This is a genomic window from Stenotrophomonas sp. GD04054, assembly GCF_029836955.1.
Classification (GTDB): Bacteria; Pseudomonadota; Gammaproteobacteria; order Xanthomonadales; family Xanthomonadaceae; genus Stenotrophomonas; species Stenotrophomonas maltophilia_A.
The window spans coordinates 1-20438 of sequence record NZ_JAOECR010000067.1; the positions used below are offsets into that span (position 1 = coordinate 1).

General features: G+C 66.9%; 14 protein-coding genes. 5 read left to right on the forward strand and 9 right to left on the reverse strand.

Going from position 1 to position 20438, the window contains the following annotated elements; translation table 11 throughout:
- Positions 1-241: 241 nt before the first annotated feature.
- From N7573_RS20355 to lpdA, 5 genes are all read left to right on the forward strand, one after another.
- Positions 242-1657 (forward strand): cupin domain-containing protein, encoded by a 1416-nt coding sequence (locus tag N7573_RS20355; protein ID WP_279912888.1) that lies wholly within the window; start codon positions 242-244, stop codon positions 1655-1657.
- Positions 1658-1666: 9 nt separating this feature from the next.
- Positions 1667-2563, forward strand: a complete 897-nt coding sequence (locus tag N7573_RS20360) for a GNAT family N-acetyltransferase (RefSeq protein WP_279912887.1) — start codon at positions 1667-1669, stop codon at positions 2561-2563.
- A 186-nt stretch (positions 2564-2749) separates the two neighbouring features.
- On the forward strand, positions 2750-5581 hold the full coding sequence (locus tag N7573_RS20365) for a 2-oxoglutarate dehydrogenase E1 component (protein ID WP_032129626.1): 2832 nt from the start codon (positions 2750-2752) through the stop codon (positions 5579-5581).
- A gap of 40 nt (positions 5582-5621) precedes the next feature.
- Positions 5622-6821 carry a dihydrolipoyllysine-residue succinyltransferase gene (gene sucB, locus N7573_RS20370; protein ID WP_032129627.1) on the forward strand — a complete coding sequence of 400 codons (1200 nt, stop codon included), beginning with the start codon at positions 5622-5624 and terminating at the stop codon, positions 6819-6821.
- A gap of 63 nt (positions 6822-6884) precedes the next feature.
- Positions 6885-8321, forward strand: coding sequence for a dihydrolipoyl dehydrogenase (gene lpdA / locus N7573_RS20375; RefSeq protein ID WP_049398740.1), 1437 nt, complete (start codon positions 6885-6887; stop codon positions 8319-8321).
- 148 nt (positions 8322-8469) lie between these two features.
- Here lpdA and N7573_RS20380 read toward each other — a convergent pair whose 3' ends face one another.
- The 9 genes from N7573_RS20380 to N7573_RS20420 all read right to left on the reverse strand — a co-directional run bounded on the left by N7573_RS20380 (position 8470) and on the right by N7573_RS20420 (position 20334).
- The gene (locus tag N7573_RS20380; protein WP_132810474.1) at positions 8470-8718 is read right to left on the reverse strand and encodes a hypothetical protein; all 249 of its coding nucleotides are present in this window, start codon (positions 8716-8718) and stop codon (positions 8470-8472) included.
- A complete protein-coding gene (locus tag N7573_RS20385) occupies positions 8715-8927 on the reverse strand; it encodes a hypothetical protein (protein WP_010486834.1) in 213 nt (70 codons plus the stop codon). The genes N7573_RS20380 and N7573_RS20385 overlap by 4 nt, the downstream gene beginning before the upstream one ends.
- A gap of 169 nt (positions 8928-9096) precedes the next feature.
- A complete protein-coding gene (locus tag N7573_RS20390) occupies positions 9097-10686 on the reverse strand; it encodes an alkaline phosphatase D family protein (protein ID WP_279912886.1) in 1590 nt (529 codons plus the stop codon).
- Positions 10686-12929 (reverse strand): TonB-dependent receptor, encoded by a 2244-nt coding sequence (locus N7573_RS20395; protein WP_279912884.1) that lies wholly within the window; start codon positions 12927-12929, stop codon positions 10686-10688. The genes N7573_RS20390 and N7573_RS20395 overlap by 1 nt, the downstream gene beginning before the upstream one ends.
- 173 nt (positions 12930-13102) lie before the next feature.
- Positions 13103-14533 carry a replicative DNA helicase gene (locus N7573_RS20400; protein WP_049398749.1) on the reverse strand — a complete coding sequence of 477 codons (1431 nt, stop codon included), beginning with the start codon at positions 14531-14533 and terminating at the stop codon, positions 13103-13105.
- A gap of 212 nt (positions 14534-14745) precedes the next feature.
- Complete coding sequence (locus tag N7573_RS20405; protein ID WP_279912883.1) at positions 14746-15306, reverse strand: NAD(P)H-dependent oxidoreductase; 561 nt, start codon at positions 15304-15306, stop codon at positions 14746-14748.
- Between the two features lie 66 nt (positions 15307-15372).
- On the reverse strand, positions 15373-17316 hold the full coding sequence (asnB, locus tag N7573_RS20410) for an asparagine synthase (glutamine-hydrolyzing) (protein WP_279912882.1): 1944 nt from the start codon (positions 17314-17316) through the stop codon (positions 15373-15375).
- Positions 17317-17319: 3 nt separating this feature from the next.
- Positions 17320-19599 carry a thiamine pyrophosphate-dependent enzyme gene (locus tag N7573_RS20415; RefSeq protein ID WP_279912881.1) on the reverse strand — a complete coding sequence of 760 codons (2280 nt, stop codon included), beginning with the start codon at positions 19597-19599 and terminating at the stop codon, positions 17320-17322.
- A gap of 78 nt (positions 19600-19677) precedes the next feature.
- Complete coding sequence (locus N7573_RS20420; protein ID WP_279912889.1) at positions 19678-20334, reverse strand: glutathione S-transferase family protein; 657 nt, start codon at positions 20332-20334, stop codon at positions 19678-19680.
- Positions 20335-20438: the final 104 nt, after the last annotated feature.

Below are 20438 nucleotides of genomic sequence, written 5' to 3' on the forward strand. Positions count from 1 at the left end.
AGCGGCTGGGCAGGGCCCCGGAGGGGGACTTGCAGCGTCCCCTGCATGGCCCACCCGCCCGGCCAAGCGCGGCTTTTGCTTTCAGCGACCAACCCAGACCCCGCCACGAGGGGCTCCGCCGTTGGCCGGACACCCCGCGACAAACCCGCGCACGTGCGCAATGCCCACGAACGGCGGACAATGGAGATCTCAGGCGGCCCGCCGCGCCGCCCCTCCCGCTTTCCGCTGCAAGGATTCCCCCATGGCTGCCCGCAAGTCCTCCGCCCCCCTCATCGAAGTCACCGCCCGCCCCGGCCAGCCGCTGGGCATGGCGTCGGCCACCTTCCTGCGCGATTTCTGGCAGAAACGCCCGCTGCTGATCCGCAACGCCTTCCCGGATTTCCAGACCCCGGTGCAGCCGGAAGACCTGGCCGGCCTGGCCTGCGAAGAAGGCGTGCTGGCCCGCCTGATCGAGCACGACAAGACCCAGGACGGCTGGCGCGTACGCACCGGTCCATTCCAGGAAGACGTGTTCCCCGCCCTGCCCGACCACGACTGGACCCTGCTGGTGCAGGACGTGGACAAGTGGGACCCGGACGTGCGCGCCCTGATCGAGCACTTCAGCTTCCTGCCGCGTTGGCGCATGGATGACGTGATGATCAGCTTCGCCGCCACCGGCGGCTCGGTCGGCGCCCACGTCGACCAGTACGACGTGTTCCTGCTGCAGGCCCATGGCCATCGCCGCTGGCAGATCGATGCCAGCGAATCGATCAAGGGCAAGCAGCCGCCGCTGGGCTTCCGCCCCGACGTGGAGCTGAAGCTGCTGAAGGTGTTCAAGCCGACCCACGACTGGGTGCTGGCGCCGGGCGACATGCTGTACCTGCCGCCGAACGTGCCGCACCACGGCGTCGCCGAAGATCCCTGCCTGACATTCTCGTTCGGCATGCGCGCGCCGTCTTCGGCCGAGCTGATCAGCGACTACCTGGACACCCTGATCGCCGATGCCGACGAGAACATCCGCTACCAGGATGCCGACCTGAAGGTGCCGGCCGACCCGAACGAAATCGACACGGTGGCGATGGCGCGGGTGATCACCGCGCTCAACGCCATCCGCATGAACGACCCGGACAAGCTGGGCGACTGGTTCGGCCGCTTCATCACCACCTACCGCGCGGCCGGCGAAGTGATGGCCCACCAGGCCGCACCGGCACAGGAAGAAGTGGTCCAGGCCCTGGCATCGGGCCTGCTGCTGCAGCGCCACCCGTGGGCCCGGCTGGCCTGGCGCCGGGCCAAGCGTGGCGCCAGCCTGTATGTCAGCGGCCAGGACTTCGCGCTGCCGGTGAAGGACGCGCAGCGCCTGGCTGGCACCGAACAACTGGACGCCGCCGCTTATCGCGGCCTGTCCGACAAGGGCCGTGCCGTGGTCCAGCAGCTGCTGGTCGGCGGGGTGTTCCAGCTGATCGACCCGAATGAGGTATACGAGGCCGAAGACGAGGACGACGGCGAGGATGCCGTGGTGCTCGGCGAGGTCGTCGAAGGCCGCGACCGCGTGGATGCGATCGACGCCGATGCGGTGTCCGACGATGTCCACTCCGTGACCGTGCACGACGACGGCATCGAGGTCATCGTCAACTTCGAGGACGACGAGGAAGACGACAGCGGTGCTGGCCGCGCCTGAGTCGCCACCATGATCCGGGTCCAGCAGGTCAGCCACGCCGATGCCCACGTTGCCATCCACGAGGTGCGCCAACGCGTGTTCGTGCAGGAACAGGGCATCGCCGCCGAGCTGGAACGCGATGCGCTGGACCCGGTCAGTGCCCATGTGCTGGCGCTGGACAGTGACAACCAGCCGGTCGGCACGGGCCGGCTGGCCCCGGATGGCCGCATCGGCCGCATGGCGGTGCTGGCCAGCCATCGCAGCCGCGGGGTCGGCGAGGCCCTGCTGGAAGCACTGGTGGAGGCCGGGCGCCGGCTCGGCCTGGCCGAGCTGCATCTGCACGCCCAGCTGCCCGCCCGTGACTTCTATGCCCGCCAGGGTTTCCTGCCCGAAGGCGAGGTGTTCGAGGAGGCCGGCATCGGCCACCAGCAGATGCGCCGCCGGCTGGGCGCGGCCAGCGCCATCGACAGCCGCGCCGAGGCGGTGGCCATCACCACGGCCATCATCCACCGCGCCCGTCGCCAGCTATGGCTGCACAGCCGCCAGCTGGACCCCGGGCTGCTCGACGCGCCCCCGGTACAGGCCGCCCTGCGCCGCTTCGTCACCGCCCGCCACGACAAGCAGCTGCGGGTGATCGTGCACGACGCCGCCGCGATCGCCTCTAGCGGGGCGCCGCTGCAGGCGCTGGCCCAGCGCCTGCCCAGCGTGATCCAGTTCCGCGAGGTCACCGACCCGGTCGACCGTGCACTGGCCTCGGCCTGTCTGCTCAACGATGCGGGCGACTTCTACTTTCGTCTGATCGGCCATCGCCTCGACGGCGAAGCCGGCATCGCGCTGCCGGCACGTTCGCAGCCGTTCGAGCAGCAATTGCAGCGCGTCTGGGACCGTTCGCGTGATTGCAGCGAACTGCGCGCGCTCGGCATCTGAGCGGAGCGGGCTGACTCAACCTGTCTGGAACCGGCACCGGGGGACGCGCGATACCTCTGGTGGTGCCCCTTCGTGTCCGGTTGGGGGTACAATTTGGCTGTTTGAACGCGCCCGCGCAGGGCTATTCATCTTCCTGCCGGGTCCTTCTGAAGCCATACCCCACAAAGCGAATCAACACCCTCCATCGTGGACAATCAACTGAAGCAGTTTGCGCAATCTTCGCAACTCGCCGGCGGCAACGCCTCCTATGTCGAGGACCTGTACGAGCAGTACCTGGTCTCCCCGGATAGTGTCGATCCCAAATGGAAAACCTACTTCGACGGCTTCAAGGGCCGTGAAGCAGGTGACATTCCGCACTCGGCCGTCATCTCCCACATCGCGGACGCGGCCAAGGATGCGCTGAAGGCCGGTACCGGCAACGGTGCAGGCGACGAGCGCGAGCGCAATGTCGGTCGTCTGATCACCGCCTACCGTTCGCGCGGCCACCTGGACGCCCGCCTCGATCCGCTGGGCCTGGCCGCACCGGTCAACACCCCGGACCTGGGCCTGCCGTTCCACAGCCTGTCCGATGGTGACCTCAACAGCGAGTTCAGCACCGGCGGCGTCGGTGGCCAGCCGCGCATGAAGCTGCGCGACCTGCTGGCACGCCTGAAGGCGACCTACACCGGCTCGATCGGTGCGGAGTTCATGCACATCTCCGAGGTCGAGCAGCGCCAGTGGATCTACAAGAAGCTGGAACTGGCCGGTGGCAACTACCAGCTGGACGCTGATACCCAGCGCCGCACCCTGGAGCGCCTGACCGCGGCTGAAGGCCTGGAGCGCTACCTGCACACCAAGTACGTCGGCCAGAAGCGCTTCTCGCTGGAAGGCGGCGACTCGCTGATCCCGATGATGGACACCATCATCCGCAGCGCCGGCAAGGATGGCGTCAAGGACGTGGTGATCGGCATGGCCCACCGCGGCCGCCTGAACGTGCTGGTCAACACCCTGGGCAAGAACCCGCGCAAGCTGTTCGACGAATTCGAAGGCAAGTTCGAGCACGACGAGCACGCCTCGGCCGGTGACGTGAAGTACCACATGGGCTTCTCCGCCGACGTCGCCACCGATGGCGGCCCGGTGCACCTGGCGCTGGCGTTCAACCCGTCGCACCTGGAAATCGCCGACCCGGTCGTGGCCGGTTCCGTGCGTTCGCGCCAGGAGCGCCGCAAGGACACCGCGCGCAAGCAGGTCATGCCGATCCTGATCCACGGCGACGCGGCCTTCTCCGGCCAGGGCGTGGTCATGGAACTGTTCCAGATGTCGCAGGCCCGCGGCTTCGCCGTCGGCGGCACCGTGCACATCGTGGTCAACAACCAGGTCGGCTTCACCACCTCCAACCCGCTCGACACGCGTTCCACGCGCTATGCCACCGACGTGGCGAAGATGATCGCCGCCCCGGTGCTGCACGTGAACGGCGATGATCCGGAAGCCGTTGTGTTCGCCGCGCAGCTGGCCTTCGAGTTCCGCCAGAAGTTCGCCAAGGACGTGGTCATCGACCTGATGTGCTACCGCCGTTGGGGCCACAACGAGGCCGACGAACCGGCGATCACCCAGCCGCTGATGTACCAGGTGATCCGCAAGCACGCCACCACCCGCGAGATGTACGCCGAGCAGCTGGAAAAGGCGGGCGTGATCGCCGCCGGTGCCGGCAAGGCGATGGTCGATGCCTACCGCGAGAAGCTGGATGCCGGTGAAGTGACCACCGAGCTGGCCAAGGTCGAGAAGACCCCGCCGACCAGCCCGCTGTTCGTCGATTGGCCGAAGCTGCTGGAAGGCAAGCTGTCCGACCCGATCTCGACCAAGGTCGAGAAGAACAAGCTGGTCGAGCTGGCCAAGCTGATCAACACCATTCCGGACGAAGTGCAGCTGCACTCGCGCGTGGCCAAGGTCTACGACGACCGCCGCAAGATGGCCGCTGGCGAGATCCCGGGCGACTGGGGCTTTGCCGAGAACCTGGCGTACGCCACCCTGCTCGACGAAGGCAGTGCCCTGCGCCTGGTCGGCCAGGACGTGGGCCGCGGTACGTTCACACACCGCCACGCGATCCTGCACGACCAGAAGACCGACAACTACTACATGCCGCTGCGGCAGCTGGTGGATTCGCCGGAGAAGGCCACCGTCATCGATTCGCTGCTGAGCGAAGAAGCGGTGATGGCCTACGAGTACGGCTTCTCCACCACCGATCCGAACACGCTGTGCATCTGGGAAGGCCAGTTCGGCGACTTCGCCAACGGTGCCCAGGTCGTCATCGACCAGTTCATCGCCGCCGGTGAAGCCAAGTGGGGCCGCATCTCCGGCCTGACCCTGCTGCTGCCGCATGGCTATGAAGGGCAAGGCCCGGAACACAGCTCGGCGCGTCTGGAGCGCTTCCTGCAGCTGTGCGCACTGGAGAACATGCTGGTGGTGGTGCCGTCGACCCCGGCGCAGGCCTTCCACATGCTGCGTCGCCAGCAGCACCTGACCACCCGCAAGCCGCTGGTGGTGATGTCGCCGAAGTCGCTGCTGCGCCACAAGCTGGCCGTGTCGACCTTGGACGAACTGGCCAACGGCGAGTTCCAGCACCTGATCGGCGACGCCAATGCGGACGCCAAGAAGGTCAAGCGCGTGGTGCTGTGCTCGGGCAAGGTCTACTACGACCTGCTGGAAGACCAGACCAAGCGTGGCCAGGACGACGTGGCGATCATCCGCGTGGAGCAGCTGTACCCGTTCCCGCGTGCGCTGCTGGCTGCCGAACTGAAGAAGTACGGCAAGGCCACCGACGTGGTGTGGACGCAGGAAGAACCGCAGAACCAGGGTGCGTGGTACCAGATCCGCCACCACCTGCAGTTCTGCCTGGCCGATGGCCAGAACCTGCACTACGCCGGTCGCGCACGTTCGGCTTCGCCGGCTGCCGGTCACATGGCTGACCACGTCCGCGAACAGCAGCAGCTGGTCGCCGATGCACTGGTCAACCCGTTCAACGACACGTTCGCTGAATAATCCTCCCCCTATTTAGAAGACAAACCAGGAAGCTCCCGCAATGGCCACCGAAGTCAAAGCCCCGGTACTGCCCGAATCCGTCGCCGACGGCACCATCGCCACCTGGCACAAGAAGGTGGGCGACGCCGTCAAGCGCGACGAAAACCTGCTTGACCTGGAAACCGACAAGGTCGTCCTGGAAGTGCCGTCGCCGGTCGACGGCGTGCTCAAGGAAATCAAGTTCGCCGAAGGCTCGACCGTGACCTCCAGCCAGGTCGTGGCGATCATCGAGGAAGGCGCCGTGGCTGCTGCCCCGGCTCCGGCCGCTGAAGAGAAGAAGGCCGAGGCCGCTCCGGCCGCTGCCGCTCCGGCCGCTGCTGCTGCTCCGGCCCCGGCTGCCAAGTCGGCCGCCGACACCCTGCCGCCGGGCGCCCGCTTCACCGCCATCACCGAAGGCGTGAACCCGGCCGACGTCGACGGCACCGGCCGTCGCGGCGCAGTGACCAAGGAAGACATCGTCAACTTCGCCCGCAACGGCGGCGCCGGCAAGGCCGGTGGCGCACGTCCGGAAGAGCGCGTGCCGATGACCCGCATCCGCAAGCGCATCGCCGAGCGCCTGATGGAGTCGAAGAACTCCACCGCCATGCTGACCACCTTCAACGAAGTCGACCTGTCCAAGGTCTCGGCTGCGCGCAAGGAACTGCAGGACGAGTTCGTCAAGGCACACGGCATCAAGCTGGGCTTCATGAGCTTCTTCGTGAAGGCCGCTGCCAATGCCCTGCAGCGCTTCCCGCTGGTCAACGCCTCGATCGACGGCGACGACATCATCTACCACGGCTACTCGGACATCTCGATCGCCGTGTCGACCGAGAAGGGCCTGGTCACGCCGGTGCTGCGCAACGTGGAGCGCATGTCGTTCGCCGACATCGAGAAGACCATCGCCGACTACGCCAAGAAGGCGCGTGACGGCAAGCTGAGCCTGGAAGAACTGCAGGGCGGCACCTTCACCGTGACCAACGGCGGCACCTTCGGTTCGCTGCTGTCGACCCCGATCATCAACCCGCCGCAGAGCGCCATCCTGGGCATGCATGCCATCAAGGAGCGTCCGATCGCCCAGAACGGCCAGGTCGTGATCGCGCCGATGATGTACCTGGCGCTGTCGTACGACCACCGCATCATCGACGGCAAGGACTCGGTGCAGTTCCTGGTGGACATCAAGAACCAGCTGGAAAACCCGGGCCGCATGCTGTTCGGCCTGTAAGACACCTCCCGCCCCTCCGCGCCCGCGCGGAGGGGTTCTGGTAATGCATCAAGGAATAATTCAATGGCTGAACAATTCGACGTCGTCGTCATCGGTGCCGGCCCGGCCGGTTACCACGCTGCCATCCGCGCGGCCCAGCTGGGCCTGAAGACCGCCTGCATCGACGCAGCGCTGGGCAAGGACGGCAAGCCGGCGCTGGGCGGCACCTGTCTGCGCGTGGGCTGCATCCCGTCCAAGGCGCTGCTGGATTCCTCGCGCCAGTTCTGGAACATGGGCCACATCTTTGGCGACCACGGCATCAGCTTCAAGGATGCCAAGATCGACGTCGAGGCGATGGTTGGCCGCAAGGACAAGATCGTCAAGCAGTTCACCGGCGGCATCGGCATGCTGTTCAAGGCCAACAAGGTCGCCGCCTACTACGGCTTCGGCGAACTGCAGCCGGGCAATGTGGTCAAGGTCACCCAGCATGACGGTTCCATCGTCGAGCTGAAGGGCACCAACGTCATCATCGCGGCCGGTTCGGATTCGATCGAACTGCCGTTCGCCAAGTTCGACGGCGAGACCATCGTCGACAACGTCGGCGGCCTGGACTTCACCGAAGTGCCGAACCGCCTGGCCGTGATCGGCGCCGGCGTGATCGGCCTGGAACTGGGCAGTGTGTGGAAGCGCCTGGGCGCTGAAGTCACCATCCTGGAAGCACTGCCGGACTTCCTGGCCGTGGCCGACGCCGAAGTGGCCAAGACCGCTGCCAAGGAATTCAAGAAGCAGGGCCTGGACATCCGCCTCGGCGCCAAGGTCTCCAAGACCGAGATCACCGGCAAGGGCAAGAAGAAGGAAGTCGTTGTCACCTACACCGACAGCGAAGGCGAAAAGACCCTGACCGTGGACAAGCTGCTGGTGGCCGTTGGCCGTCGCGCCGCCACCAAGGGCCTGCTGGCCGAAGGCACCGGCGTCAAGATCAACGAGCGCGGCCAGATCGAAGTCGATGCGCACTGCCACACCGGCGTCAACGGCGTCTGGGCGGTCGGCGACTGCGTGCGCGGCCCGATGCTGGCGCACAAGGGCTTCGAGGAAGGCATCGCGGTGGCTGAGCTGATCGCCGGCCTGCCGGGCCACGTCAACTTCGACACCATCCCGTGGGTCATCTACACCGAGCCGGAACTGGCCTGGGTCGGCAAGACCGAAGCCCAGCTGAAGGCCGAAGGCATTCCGTACAAGGCTGGCAGCTTCCCGTTCGCCGCCAACGGTCGCGCCGTGGCGATGATCGAGCCGGCAGGCTTCGTGAAGATCCTGGCCCATGCCGAAACCGATCGCATCCTCGGCATGCACCTGGTCGGCGCCAACGTCTCCGAGCTGGTGCACGAAGGCGTGCTGACCATGGAGTTCAGCGGCTCGGCCGATGACCTGGCCCGCATCTGCCACGCCCACCCGTCGCTGTCGGAAGTGATCCACGACGCAGCAATGGCGGTCAGCAAGCGCGCCATCCACAAGGCTAACTGATCTGCATCCGGGTAGGTGCCGACCGTTGGTCGGCGCACTCCAGCAATCAAAAAACCCCGCCTCGGCGGGGTTTTTTGATTGCGCTGATGATGTAGAGCCGAGCCCACGCTCGGCTATCCCGGGAAAAGAGCCGAGCATCGGCTCGGCGCTACACCTTTCCAGCCGGCTTCTTCGGCGGATCATCACAGATCCGGTGCTGGACCACGGTTTCACCCGCCTTCCATTCCTTCACTACCCGGCAGTGCTCCTTGGGTTTGACCGCCTTGGCCGCCGCTGCATCCGCCTCGTCGGCAGCGGCAGTCTGCTGGCGCTCCAGCCACACCGACGGTGGCGCTGGAGGTGTGGCCAGTGCCGGCCCCGCGAGCAATGCCAGCGCCACCAGCAGCACCGTCCTCATGCAGCCACCGCTCGGCCACCGAGCAGGCGCGCCGGCAGCATGAACAGCGCGCGCAGGAACGCGAACAGGGCCGAGAAGGTGATGCCGACCAGGCGGAACGGCAGGCTCAGCAGCCACACGAACGGCCAGGCGATCAGGGCGAGGATCGCCAGCGGCCAGCACAGCACGAACAGCAGGCACCACACACCGAGCGCGAACAGGGTCTTCATCACGGTCTCCTTGGGGCGGCACCCTGCCGCCTGCGGACACCTTGGCGCTCCGCCCTGGCCACCCGCAAACGGTTTGCGACGAAACCGGGGCTGGGGGCGATGAAACCGATTGCGGGGAAACCGGAGATTCAGGAGGTTGCCGGCCAGCGGCCGGCACAACCGCAGGGATTTACACCGGGACAGCGCCCGGACGGCCGTGGGTCACCTGGAAACGCGCCGCGGTGCGCACCGCAGCGTCCGCACGCAGCACACTGTCAGCGAAGCGCAGTTCCGCATCCACGGTCTGCCGGTTCAGCTGCAGCTTCCACCAGCCACGGCGGTCACCGTCGAAATAGCGGATATGCGGGTTCTGCGGAATCGACGGCCCGTAGTACGGCCCGTATGGCGTGTCGTCGCCGCCACTGCTGATCGCCGGAGCGATGAATTCGGTGGCTGCGACCGGCGCACTGGCCGCGTCGAAATCCAGCTTCAGGTCGTTGACGAAGGTGGAATGCCAGTCGCCGCCCAGCACGATGGCATTGCCCTGCCCGCCTGCCTGCATCGCCTGCAGCAGCCGGTTACGTGCGGCGGGATAGCCATCCCAGGCGTCATTCCAGAAGCGCTCGCGAGGCGTGCCACCGTCCAGCCGCAGCTGCGCCATCAGCAACTGCTGCACCACCACGTTCCAGCGCGTGCCCTGCGCGGCCGCCATCGACTGCGCGAACCACGCCTCCTGGCCCGTGCCGAGCATGCTCACGCGCGGGTCCAGTGCAGCATCGCAGCGTGGCGACTCGCCCACGCCACAGGGATTGGCCGGGCGGAACTGGCGGCAATCGAGCAGGGTCAGCTGTGCCAGATCGCCGTAACGCAGGCGCCGATGCACGCGCAGGCCGCCGTTGCCCGCAGGTGTGCTGCGCATCGGCAGATGCTCGTAGAACGCGCGGTAGGCGGCGGCACGGCGGATGATGAAGTCCTCCGTTGATACGCCGGGTTTTTCCGGGTGGATGCCGGAGTAATCGTTCTGCACTTCATGGTCGTCCCAGATCACCGCGAACGCATGTGCGGCGTGCGCGGCCTGCAGATCCGGATCGAGCTTGTACAGCGCGTACTGGTCGCGGTAGCGCTCCAGGCTGACGGTCTCGCCGCTGAAACGTTCGGCGTCCAGTGTGCGGCCGCGCGCGTTCTGCAGCGGGCTGTATTCGTACAGGTAGTCACCGGCATGCAGCACCAGGTCGACATCGCTCTGCGCGATATCGCGCAGGACCGGGTAGTAGCCGCTGTTCCAGGCCTGACAGGTGCACAGGGCCAACCGAAGCTGCTGCAGTTGCGTGTCCAGCGGCGGCGCGGTGCGGAAGTGGCCGACCGCACTTTCCTCATCGCCGTCGCAGGCGAAACGGTAGTAGTAGTCGCGGCCTGGGCGCAGGCCGTTGACCTCCACGTGCACCGAATGCGCCAGCTCGGGCACCGCGGCCGCAGTCCCCCGCTGCACCAGCCGGCGCATGCCCGGGTCCTCGGCCACAAACCAGCGCACCGGCACCGCCCGCGACGGCATGCCGCCGCCATTGAGCGGGTCCGGTGCCAGCCGCGTCCACAATACGGCCCCCTGTGGATCCGGATCACCGGCGGCGACACCGAGGGTGAACGGATCGCGCCCCAGCCGCGGCCGTGGGCCGGCCGTGGCCAACCCCGGCATCGCCGCCAGCGCGATCGCCGCCCCCGTGCCCTGCCACGCCATGCGCAGCAGGCGACGACGGCGTTCCGGATCGACAGGCCCGCGCATCAGAAGCGCACGGTAGCGGTGGCCATCACCTGGCGCGGCGCGCCGACCTGCATGGTCGCCAGGCTGCGGGTCGGGTCAGCGGCGTAGGTACCGTTGGTGTTGATCGAGGACAGGTAGCGCTTGTCGGTCAGGTTGGTCAGGTTCAGCGCTACGGTCAGGTTCTGCGCCGGGCCGAGCTTGCCGAAGTCATAGGCCGCCGAGGCGTTGACCAGCCAGTAGCTCGGCACCGACACATCGTTGGTATAGGTCACATAGCGCTTGCCGACATGGTTGGCGGCCAGGCGCAGGTCCCACGGGCCCGGGGTCCACGCCAGGGTGCTGGCGAACATCCATTCCGGGGTGTCGACGGTCGTCTTGCCGCGGGTCGGCACCACGCCGTTGTTCACGTAGTCGTTGTCGTAGGTGCTGTCATTCCAGGACAGCGCATTGGACCAGGTCAGGTCCTGCATCGGCTTCAGCTGCAGGGTCGCCTCGGCGCCGCGGCTGGTCACAGAACCGACGTTGGAGAACAGTGCCGGGCAACCGAGGATGCCCACGCACTGCGCGATGGCCAGCAGACGGTTGTCGAACTTGACGTCGTACACCGCCACCGAGGCTTCATAGCCGCGGCCGTAGCCACGCCAACCCAGCTCGATGGTGCGCGACTGTTCCGGCTTCAGGTTCTTCGCGCTGGCATCGAAGGCGGCCTGCGGCACATTGAACGGGCTGCCCACGCCCAGCGCATAGGCGGCGACGTTTTTGGCGAACGAACCGAAGATCTCGTTGCCTTCGTTGAGCTTGAAGTTGAAGCCGGCCTGCGGCAGCAGGCCCTTCTTCGAGGTCAGACTGCTGTTGTTGGCGTAGCTGCCCAGCGGCGTGCGCACGCTGGTACGGGTGTGCGGCGACTTCGCACCGATGTCGATGCTCAGGCGATCATCGAACAGGCGGAAGCGGTCCTGCACGTAGAACTGGCGGGTGATGGTGGTGTAGCGCTGGTGCCACACGCGCTGGTCCGGGTTGCGCAGGAAGAAGTCGTCGGTGATCGGGCCGTCGATGTAGTAGAAGTTGCGCTGCACGCTGTGGCCGTTGTCCTCGTACCAGAGGCCCGCTTCCAGTTCGTGGCCACCGACGTTCCAGGTGAACGCCGAGGTCACGCCGGTACGGTCGATCGCGTACTCGGTGGTGCGGATCGAGATCGGAATCTCGCGGCTGGTGCCCGGGTTCGACGGATTGGACGGGCTGAACCAGTGGCCCTGGCCACGGTTGCTGTGGTTGTAGACATTGACCTTCAAGCGCATCGACTCGTTCAGGCCGAAATCACCGGCAATGCTGGACAGGTCATCGTTGCGCAGGCCGTGGCCCGAGTAGTACGCATCCCACGGGCTGTTGACGCCGCCGCTGAACTTGCCGCGTGCGGCGGCGACGGCGCGATCCCAGTCCGGCGCGTAGTTGTCCCAGTCCCAGCCGAGGCGATCGATCATTTCCAGCGACAGATCCTGGTAATCGGCCTCGACCCGGCGCGAGGCGTTGAACAGCGCGGTGATCCTGCTGTCCGTTCCGAAGTTGTAGGTGGCCTTGCCGTTGAACTGCTTCAGCTCCTGCGAGCCCTTGCCCTTCCACTTGTCACCTTCCGAATACACGCCGGACAGGTAGGCGGCAAAGCCCTGGTGCTCGCCGGTATCGAGGCGTGCATAGCTGCGGCGTGCGCTGTCACTACCAAAGCTCTGTGCCAGCACGACCCCATACTCGGTGGACGGATCGATCGAGTAGAACTGGAACACGCCGCCGAGGTTGCTGGTGGACGGCGTACCCAGTGCGCCGATGCCGGTGGAGACCTCCGCACCGCCCAGGTTCTCGCTGATCACCGCGCGGCTGATATGCAGGCCGTTGCTGTTGCCATAGGCCATGTTGCCCAGCGGGATGCCATCAAGGGTGTAGCCCAGGCGGTTCTGGTTGAAGCCACGCAGGCTGATGGTGGTGGACCATTCGTAGGCGCCGGTGGCATCGGCCGATTCGAAATGCACGCCCGGCTTGGTCGCAAGCAGCTTCAGCGGATTGGCACCCGGCGGCAGCACCTTCATGTCCTCGGCGGTCACGCGCTGCACCTGGCGCGCTTCACCGCGGCCGATCACCGAGATCGAGTCAAGGGTGGTGGCCGACTGCGCGTCGGTGGCGGGGGCGGTTTCAGCGACAGCCAGCGACGGCAGCGAAGCACAGACCAGCAGGGCCAGCAGATTGCGGCGAAGCGGAGCGTGGGACGGCATGGGGGCGGATTCCTTGGGCACGCTGGACGCCGAAGGGCGGCGTCGAAGGGCAGCAGCGGCGGAATCGTAGAAGCGTCGCGTTACATGTCATTTACACGCCACATACGGACGTTCGGCGTTTCGAATGGTTTGCCGGCCGTGGGGTGGTTGCCGGCCAGCGGCCGGCACTACGGCTATTCGAATGAACCGACCGAGTCGTGGGCCAGGTTGTCGAAGCGGGTGTACTCGCCGAAGAACTTCAGCTTGCACGACCCGGTCGGGCCACCACGGTGCTTGCCGATGATGATCTCGGCCAGGCCCTTGTCCGGCGAATTTTCCTTGTTGTAGTAATCGTCGCGGTAGATGAAGACGATCATGTCCGCATCCTGCTCGATTGCGCCCGATTCGCGAAGATCGGCCATCACCGGGCGCTTGTCGGTACGCGTTTCCAGCGAGCGGTTGAGCTGCGACAACGCGATCACCGGCACGTGCAGTTCCTTGGCCAGGCCCTTCAGCGAACGCGAGATCTCCGAGATTTCGGTCGCGCGGTTTTCGCTGTTGCCCGGCACGCTCATCAGCTGCAGGTAGTCGATCACCACCAGGCCCAGGTCATGTTCGCGCTTGAGGCGGCGGCACTTGGAACGCAGCACTTCCGGCGACACGCCAGGCGTGTCGTCGATGAAGATCTTGGTTTCCTTCAGCATCTTGATCGCGCTGGTGACGCGGCTCCAGTCCTCGTCTTCCAGCTGGCCGGTACGCAGGCGCTGCGCGTTGATGCGGCCGTTGGAGGAAATCAGGCGCATCGCCAGCTGCGATGCCGACATTTCCATCGAGAACACCGCCACGCCCTTCTTCGACTTGATCGCCGCGTACTCGGCGATGTTCAGTGCGAAGGTGGTCTTGCCCATGGCCGGGCGCGCGGCAAGGATGATCAGGTCGGTCGGCTGCAGGCCGGAGGTCATCGCATCGAAATCGTTGTAGCCGGTCGGCAGGCCGGTGATGTTGCCGCCGTTCTCGAAGCGGCTGCGCAGCTCTTCGAAGGCATCCTTCAATGCACCGGGCATCGCCACGAAATCGGTACGGCCGCGTGCGCCCTGTTCGGCGATGGCGAACACGCTCTTTTCCGCCGAGGCCAGCAGCTCGCTGCTCTCTCGTCCCTCGGGCTGGAAACCGTCGTTGACGATGTCGGTACCCACCTGGATCAGCTGCCGCAGCACCGCCTTGTCACGCACGATCTCGGCGTAGGCCACGATGTTGGCCGCCGACGGGGTGGTACTGGCCAGTTCGATCAGGTAGGCACCATCGCCCACCAGTTCCATCTTGCCCTGCGATTCGAACCACTCGCCCAGGGTCACCGCATCGAACGGCCGCTCGCGCTCGGACAGCTCACGGATCGCGCGATAGATCATCTGGTGGTCGCGGCGGTAGAAATCGCCTTCGGTCAGCTGGTCATTGACCCGGTCATAGGCCTCCGGGGCCAGCATCAGGCCACCCAGCACCGCCTGCTCGGCTTCCACCGAATGGGGCGGTACCCGCAACTGGTCGATGCGCGACTCGTCGCGATCGCGATCGAAGCCTTCACCGCGCTCTCTGCGGTTGGAACGGAAGCCGGGGCGAGCGGACATGCTGCGGTGTTTCCTGCGAAAGTGGGCCGGACGAGTGTAGGCATGCGCCGACCCCGGCGGCCATGGACAAGCCTGTGGATAAGCCGTGGAGAAACGGGGGATATCCGCCGGTGCCTGGCCAGACTGGCGTGGGGGCGTCGCACTGCCTGCGACGGGCGCCATTGCGGCACCCGAGCGGACATTATCGCAGATGGGGCTGGCAACCGCTGGCGTCAATCGCCCTTGACGTGAACCGCGATCAGCGCCAGGAACCGGTCCACGTAGCCCTGCAGGAATTTCTGCGTGCCTTCATTGTGGACCGTGCCATCGGCATCGATCAGGCCGTCCTTGAAATGAATGAACGCCTCGGGCTGGCCGAGCACGTGCATGTCCAGGAAGGCCAGGCTGTTGCGCAGGTGCTGCTGGGCCACGGCGGTGCCGATCTGGCCGATGGAGGCGCCGATCACCGCCGCCGGTTTGCCGGCAAACACGCTGTCACCGTACGGGCGCGAGCCGATATCGATGGCGTTCTTCAGCACGCCCGGCAGCGACCGGTTGTATTCCGGGGTCACGAACAGCACCGCATCGGCGGCACGGACCTGGTCCTTCAGCCGGGTACCCTGCGCCGGATAGTGGCCATCGAAGTCCTGGTCGTACAGCGGCAGATCACCGATCTGAACGTACTGGAAGCGCGCACGGTCGCCGGCAATCTTCTCCAGCGCATGGGCCAGTTTGCGGTTGCAGGAATCCTTGCGCAGGCTGCCGACGAACACGGCGATGGTGGGGACGGACATCGGGACATACTCCTCACGGTGCGGGAGGCCCAGCCTAGTCGCCGGGCCCTTGCATGCCGGTGAAGATCAGCCGCCGGTCACGCCCGCGCGCACCTGCCGCCAATGCGCCTGCCAGGCCTGGAACATCAGCACGTTCCACAGATGGGTATGCCACTTGCGTTGGCCGCCGAGGAACTGCTGCCACAGCGGCTGTACCGCGGCCGCCGACAGCACGCCCTCCTGCTCCAGCCGCGCGGGCTGCAGCAGGTCCTCGGCCCACGGCCGCAGGTCGCCCTTCAGCCAGTCACTGACCGGCGCGCCGAAGCCACGCTTGGGCCGGTGCACCATCGACTGCGGCACATAACGGCCCAGCACGCGCTTGAGCAGCACCTTGCTGGTGGTTTCACTGCGCTTGAAGCCCAGCGGCAGCGACCAGGCGAACTCGGCCACGCGAGAATCCAACAACGGTGCGCGGGCTTCCAGGCTGACCGCCATCGAGGTGCGGTCGACCTTGCACAGCAGGTCATCCGGCAGGTAGGTCACGTAATCGGCCAGCATCATCGCATCGGCCGGTGTGCCGGCACCGTGCAACGGGTCGGCCAGGTCGTAGAAGCTGCCCGCGGCCTGCGCCCCGGGCACTGCCGCCGCCGGGTCGCGCCAGCGCGAGATTCGGTTGCGGTACACGTCACCGATGCCACGCGCGCCGGATTCTGCCAACAGCGCGGCCAGGCCGCCGGTACGCGAGGCCTCGCCCTGCTGCTGGGAGCGCGCGCCCATCCAGCGCCGCAGCGGCCCCGGCACGCGGCCCAGCATCTGCCAGTTGCGCAGCGCGCGTACATAGCGGGTATAGCCGAAGAACAGCTCGTCGCCACCATCGCCGGACAGCGCCACGGTCACGCCCTGCCGCGCCAGGCGGGCGACCAGCGCGGTCGGCACCTGCGAGGCATCGGCGAAGGGTTCGTCGAACATCGCCGGCAACTGCGGCACCACCGCCAACGCATCGGCACCGCTGACGTAGAGTTCAGTGTGGTCGCAGCCCAGATGCGCGGCCAGTTCCTTGGCCAGCGGCGCCTCGTCGTGGCCCGAACCGGTGAACCCGATACTGAAGCTGTGCACCGGCTGGCCACTTTGTGCCTGCATCAGCGCGGCCACCAGCGACGAATCGGTGCCGCCGGACAGGAACACGCCCACCGGCACGTCGGCCACCATGCGCAGCGCCACCGCGTCACGCAGCAGCCCGTCCAGCTGCTCCTCGGCTTCCTCGATACGGCCCTGGAACGGCGCAACCAGCGCCGCCTGCATGCGCGCACGCGCATCCCAGTACGGGCGCTGCGCCTGTTCCGGCCGGTGCGCGGCCGCACCCGTCGCCACGGCTTCCGCATCCAGGCGCAGCACGCGCCCGGGCATCAATTTGTAGCAGCGCTGGTGGATGCTGTGCGGCGCCGGAATGTAATCCAGCCGCAGCAGCAGGGTCAGGGCGTCACGGTCGATGTCGTTGTCGAAGGCCGGGTGCTGCCACAGCGCCTTCAGTTCCGAACCGAACACCAGCGTGTCGCCGGCCCAGCCGTAGTACAGCGGCTTCTTGCCGACACGGTCGCGGGCCAGCCACAGGCACTGCTCCTGGCGGTCCCACAGCGCAATGGCGAACATGCCGTTGCAGCGCTGCAGGGTGTCTTCCATGCCCCACTGCAGGATCGCTGCCAGCAGCACCTCGGTGTCGGAGTGCCCACGGAAGGCGTGTCCCAGCGGCTCCAGTTCGGCACGCAGGGCGGCGAAGTTGTAAACCTCGCCGTTGTAAGCCATCACGTAGCGACCATCGGACGAGGCCATCGGCTGGTGGCCCAGCGGCGACAGGTCGAGAATGCTCAGCCGACGGTGCGCCAGCGCGATGCCGGCCCCGGCATCGACCCAGCTGCCGCCATCATCCGGCCCGCGGTGGTGCAGCGCCTCGCCCATGGCCAGGACCTGCGCCTGCAGCACCTCGGCCGACGCCACCGGCGCCGGCAACAACATTCCCGCCAATCCACACATGCATCAAGGTTCCTGCGCCAGTTCAAGGGCGGCGCCAATCACCGCATTGTCGCTTGGAAGCCCGAACATTGCTGCCCCCGCCAGCGGCGTATAGGTATCGGCACCGCAGACCCGGCGCAATGGCAGGTGGCCGAAACCGGCCTCGACCAGGGCGGTGACCACGCCCTCGCCCACCCCGCCACTGTGGCGGCCCTCGTCCAGCACCAGCACGCGCCGGGCGCTGGCGGCTTGCGCGGCGATGAAACCGGCATCCAGCGGCACCAGCCAGCGCAGGTCGACCACCCGCACCTGCCAGCCCAGCTGCTGCTCGATTGCCCGCGCCGCGCGCAGCGCCATCGGCACGCCATTGCCATAGGTGTAGACCACCAGGTCGCCTGCCTCCGGCGCATAGACCCGCCCTTCGCCCGGCACCAGCGCCTGGCCCTGGGCGGGGTAGTCGAACAGCCACTGGCCATCGCCCGGCGCATGCAGGTCCTTGCTCATGTACAGCGCGATCGGCTCCAGGAACACCGCCACCCTCCCGTCCACCCGCGCCAGCGCGGCCAACGTGCGCAGCATCATCACCGCATCGTCGCCGCGCGACGGGCAGCCGACCACCAGGCCGGGAATGTCGCGCAGCGCGGTGATCGAATTGTCGTTGTGGAAGTGGCCACCGAAGCCTTTCTGGTAGCCCAGCCCGGCCACCCGAACCAGCATCGGGTTGCGGTACTGGTCATTGGAGAAGAACTGCAGCGAGCACGCTTCGCCGCGCACCTGGTCGATGGCGTTGTGCAGGTAGGCCAGGTACTGGATCTCCGGGATCGGCAGCATGCCCATGTTGGCCAGGCCCTGCGCCATGCCCAGGATCATGGTCTCGTCCAGCAGGGTGTTGAACACCCGGCGTGGGCCGAAGCGGCGCAGCAGATCCTTGGTGACGGTATAGACACCGCCCTTCTGCGCGACGTCCTCGCCGAACAGCAGGCTCTGCGGATACTTCGCCAGCAGTTCCTGCAGCCCATGGTTGATCTGGATGGCGAGGTGCCGAGGTGCCTGCCGCTCGGGCAGGGCCTCCGCACCGCCATACAGCGCTTCGCGCGCATCGGCGGGCACCTCGCGCCGCGCTTCGGCCTGCACCGCCGCCGGCGTGTACGGTGCCAGCGGCGCCATCACCTCCTGCAGCGACTGCAGCGTCGGGCGGCCTTCGGCATCCGCCGCCGCCGCCATGCAGCGCGCGCGCATCGTTTCGTAGGCGACCTCGATGGCGGCCGCATCCATCCAGCCCGACTCCATCGCGATCTGCGCCGAGCGCAGCAGCGGATCCTGCGCCTCGGCCGCGCACAGCTCCGGCAGCGCGCGCCATTCCACCTCGAAATCGGTGCCGGCGTGGCCCATCAGGCGGGTGGTGCGCAGATGCAGGAAGGTGGGCCGCCGCGTGCGCCGGCAGTGCTCCACCGCCGCCTGCACCTGGGCGTGCCCGGTGGCCAGGTCGAGACCATCAGCGAAGAAATAGTCGAGCCCCGGCTGGCGGCTGAAGCGCTCGGCAATCCAGCCTTCCGGCGTCTTCACTGAAATGCCCAGCCCGTTGTCCTCGCAGACGAACAGGATCGGCGCCGGCAGCTTCTGGTAGGCCGACCACATCGCGGTGTTGAACGCGGTCTGCGCGGTGGCATGGTTGGCCGAGGCGTCGCCGAACGAGCACAGCACGATGCTGTCGGCCGGGATCGGCAACGGCTGCCCCAGGCGCTTGCCGCTCTCGATGGCCAGCGCGGTGCCCAGCGCTTTCGGCAGGTGCGACGCGATGGTCGAGGTCTGCGGCAGCACCCACAACGGTTTGCTGCCCCACACCTTGTGGCGGCCCCCGCTGGCCGGGTCATCGGCGCTGGCGGCGAAAGACAGTGCGGCATCGCGCAGCGGATCGATGCCCGGCAGCTGGCGCGAACGCTCGGCCATGAAGGCACCGGAGCGATAGTGCAGGAAGGCTGGATCGGTATGCCGGCAGGCCCGCGCCAACAGCGCGTTGCCTTCGTGGCCGGAGGAACCGATGGTGTAGAAGACCTTGTTCTGCACGCGCAGCACGCGTGCCATCAGGTCCAGCTGGCGGCTGGCCAGCTGCGAATCGAACAGTTCGCCAAACGCGGCGGCAGTGAGCGTGCTGCCCGGCAGGATCGGCGCATCCGGTGCCGGGCGCGGACGCGGGGTGCCGCGCCAGCCACGTACCGCATCGAGGAAGTTGACGTCGCACACTTCGGCGCGGTTGAGCACGCGCATGCGTGCGGGAATCGGATCTGGAACCACAGCGAACATCGAACACCCTCCGTGTCGTTGTTGCATTCCGCCCGGCGTTGGCCAGGCGCTACCCTGTGGGGGTCACCCTGGTGAGACTCACGCAGCCTCGAATCGCGAGCGCACTTCGGCAGTCACGGCCGGCATCGGCAGGAAGCGCGGTTGTTCACGCACGCGCTGCAGCCAGCCACGCACTTCCGGGAATGGCCGCAGGCTGATACCGCCCTCTCCCGCCACGTCGGTATAGGCAAACAGCGCGATATCGGCGATGCCATATCCGTTGCCGGTGAACCATTGCGCCTGGCGCAGGTGCTGCTCCATCACCGCCAGCGCGGTGGCGGCGCGCTCGTGCAGGCGCGGCAGTTCGGCTCGGCGCGGTGAATCAGCGGGGGTCCAGCCACGGATGAAGCGCGCCACCGCCACGCACGGCTCGTGCGTGTACTGCTCGAAGAACATCCAGCTCAACGCCTGCGCGCGCTCCCAGCCATCGGTGGGCAGGTACGGCGTGCCCTCGGCCAGCCAGAACAGGATCGCGTTGGATTCGGTCAGCACGCGGCCATCGTCACGGACGATCAGCGGCACCTTGGCATTCGGATTCAACGCCAGGAATTCGGGGGTGTGGGTCTGGCCATGGGCACTGTCCACTTCCACCCAGCGGTAGCGGCTGCCGAGCTGCTCCAGCAGCAGGCGCACCTTGTGGCAATTGCCCGAGACCGACATGCCATGCACCGTCAACGGGACGCGCTCTTCCACCATCGCCTGCTCCATCGGATCCGGCCGGCGGCCAGCTGCGTGCAGTCTGGCAAGCGCGCCGATGAATGCCAAGCGCGGGTGCAGCATGGCAACCCGGTAGTGCCGGC

Coding starts and splice junctions, on each gene's coding strand:
- N7573_RS20355 (WP_279912888.1), top strand. CDS start 242: ATGGCTGCCCGCAAGTCCTCCGCCCCCCTCATCGAAGTCACCGCCCGC.
- N7573_RS20360 (WP_279912887.1), top strand. CDS start 1,667: ATGATCCGGGTCCAGCAGGTCAGCCACGCCGATGCCCACGTTGCCATC.
- sucB (WP_032129627.1), top strand. CDS start 5,622: ATGGCCACCGAAGTCAAAGCCCCGGTACTGCCCGAATCCGTCGCCGAC.
- lpdA (WP_049398740.1), top strand. CDS start 6,885: ATGGCTGAACAATTCGACGTCGTCGTCATCGGTGCCGGCCCGGCCGGT.
- N7573_RS20380 (WP_132810474.1), bottom strand. CDS start 8,718: ATGAGGACGGTGCTGCTGGTGGCGCTGGCATTGCTCGCGGGGCCGGCA.
- N7573_RS20385 (WP_010486834.1), bottom strand. CDS start 8,927: ATGAAGACCCTGTTCGCGCTCGGTGTGTGGTGCCTGCTGTTCGTGCTG.
- N7573_RS20390 (WP_279912886.1), bottom strand. CDS start 10,686: ATGCGCGGGCCTGTCGATCCGGAACGCCGTCGTCGCCTGCTGCGCATG.
- N7573_RS20395 (WP_279912884.1), bottom strand. CDS start 12,929: ATGCCGTCCCACGCTCCGCTTCGCCGCAATCTGCTGGCCCTGCTGGTC.
- N7573_RS20400 (WP_049398749.1), bottom strand. CDS start 14,533: ATGTCCGCTCGCCCCGGCTTCCGTTCCAACCGCAGAGAGCGCGGTGAA.
- N7573_RS20405 (WP_279912883.1), bottom strand. CDS start 15,306: ATGTCCGTCCCCACCATCGCCGTGTTCGTCGGCAGCCTGCGCAAGGAT.
- asnB (WP_279912882.1), bottom strand. CDS start 17,316: ATGTGTGGATTGGCGGGAATGTTGTTGCCGGCGCCGGTGGCGTCGGCC.
- N7573_RS20415 (WP_279912881.1), bottom strand. CDS start 19,599: ATGTTCGCTGTGGTTCCAGATCCGATTCCCGCACGCATGCGCGTGCTC.
- N7573_RS20420 (WP_279912889.1), bottom strand. CDS start 20,334: ATGGTGGAAGAGCGCGTCCCGTTGACGGTGCATGGCATGTCGGTCTCG.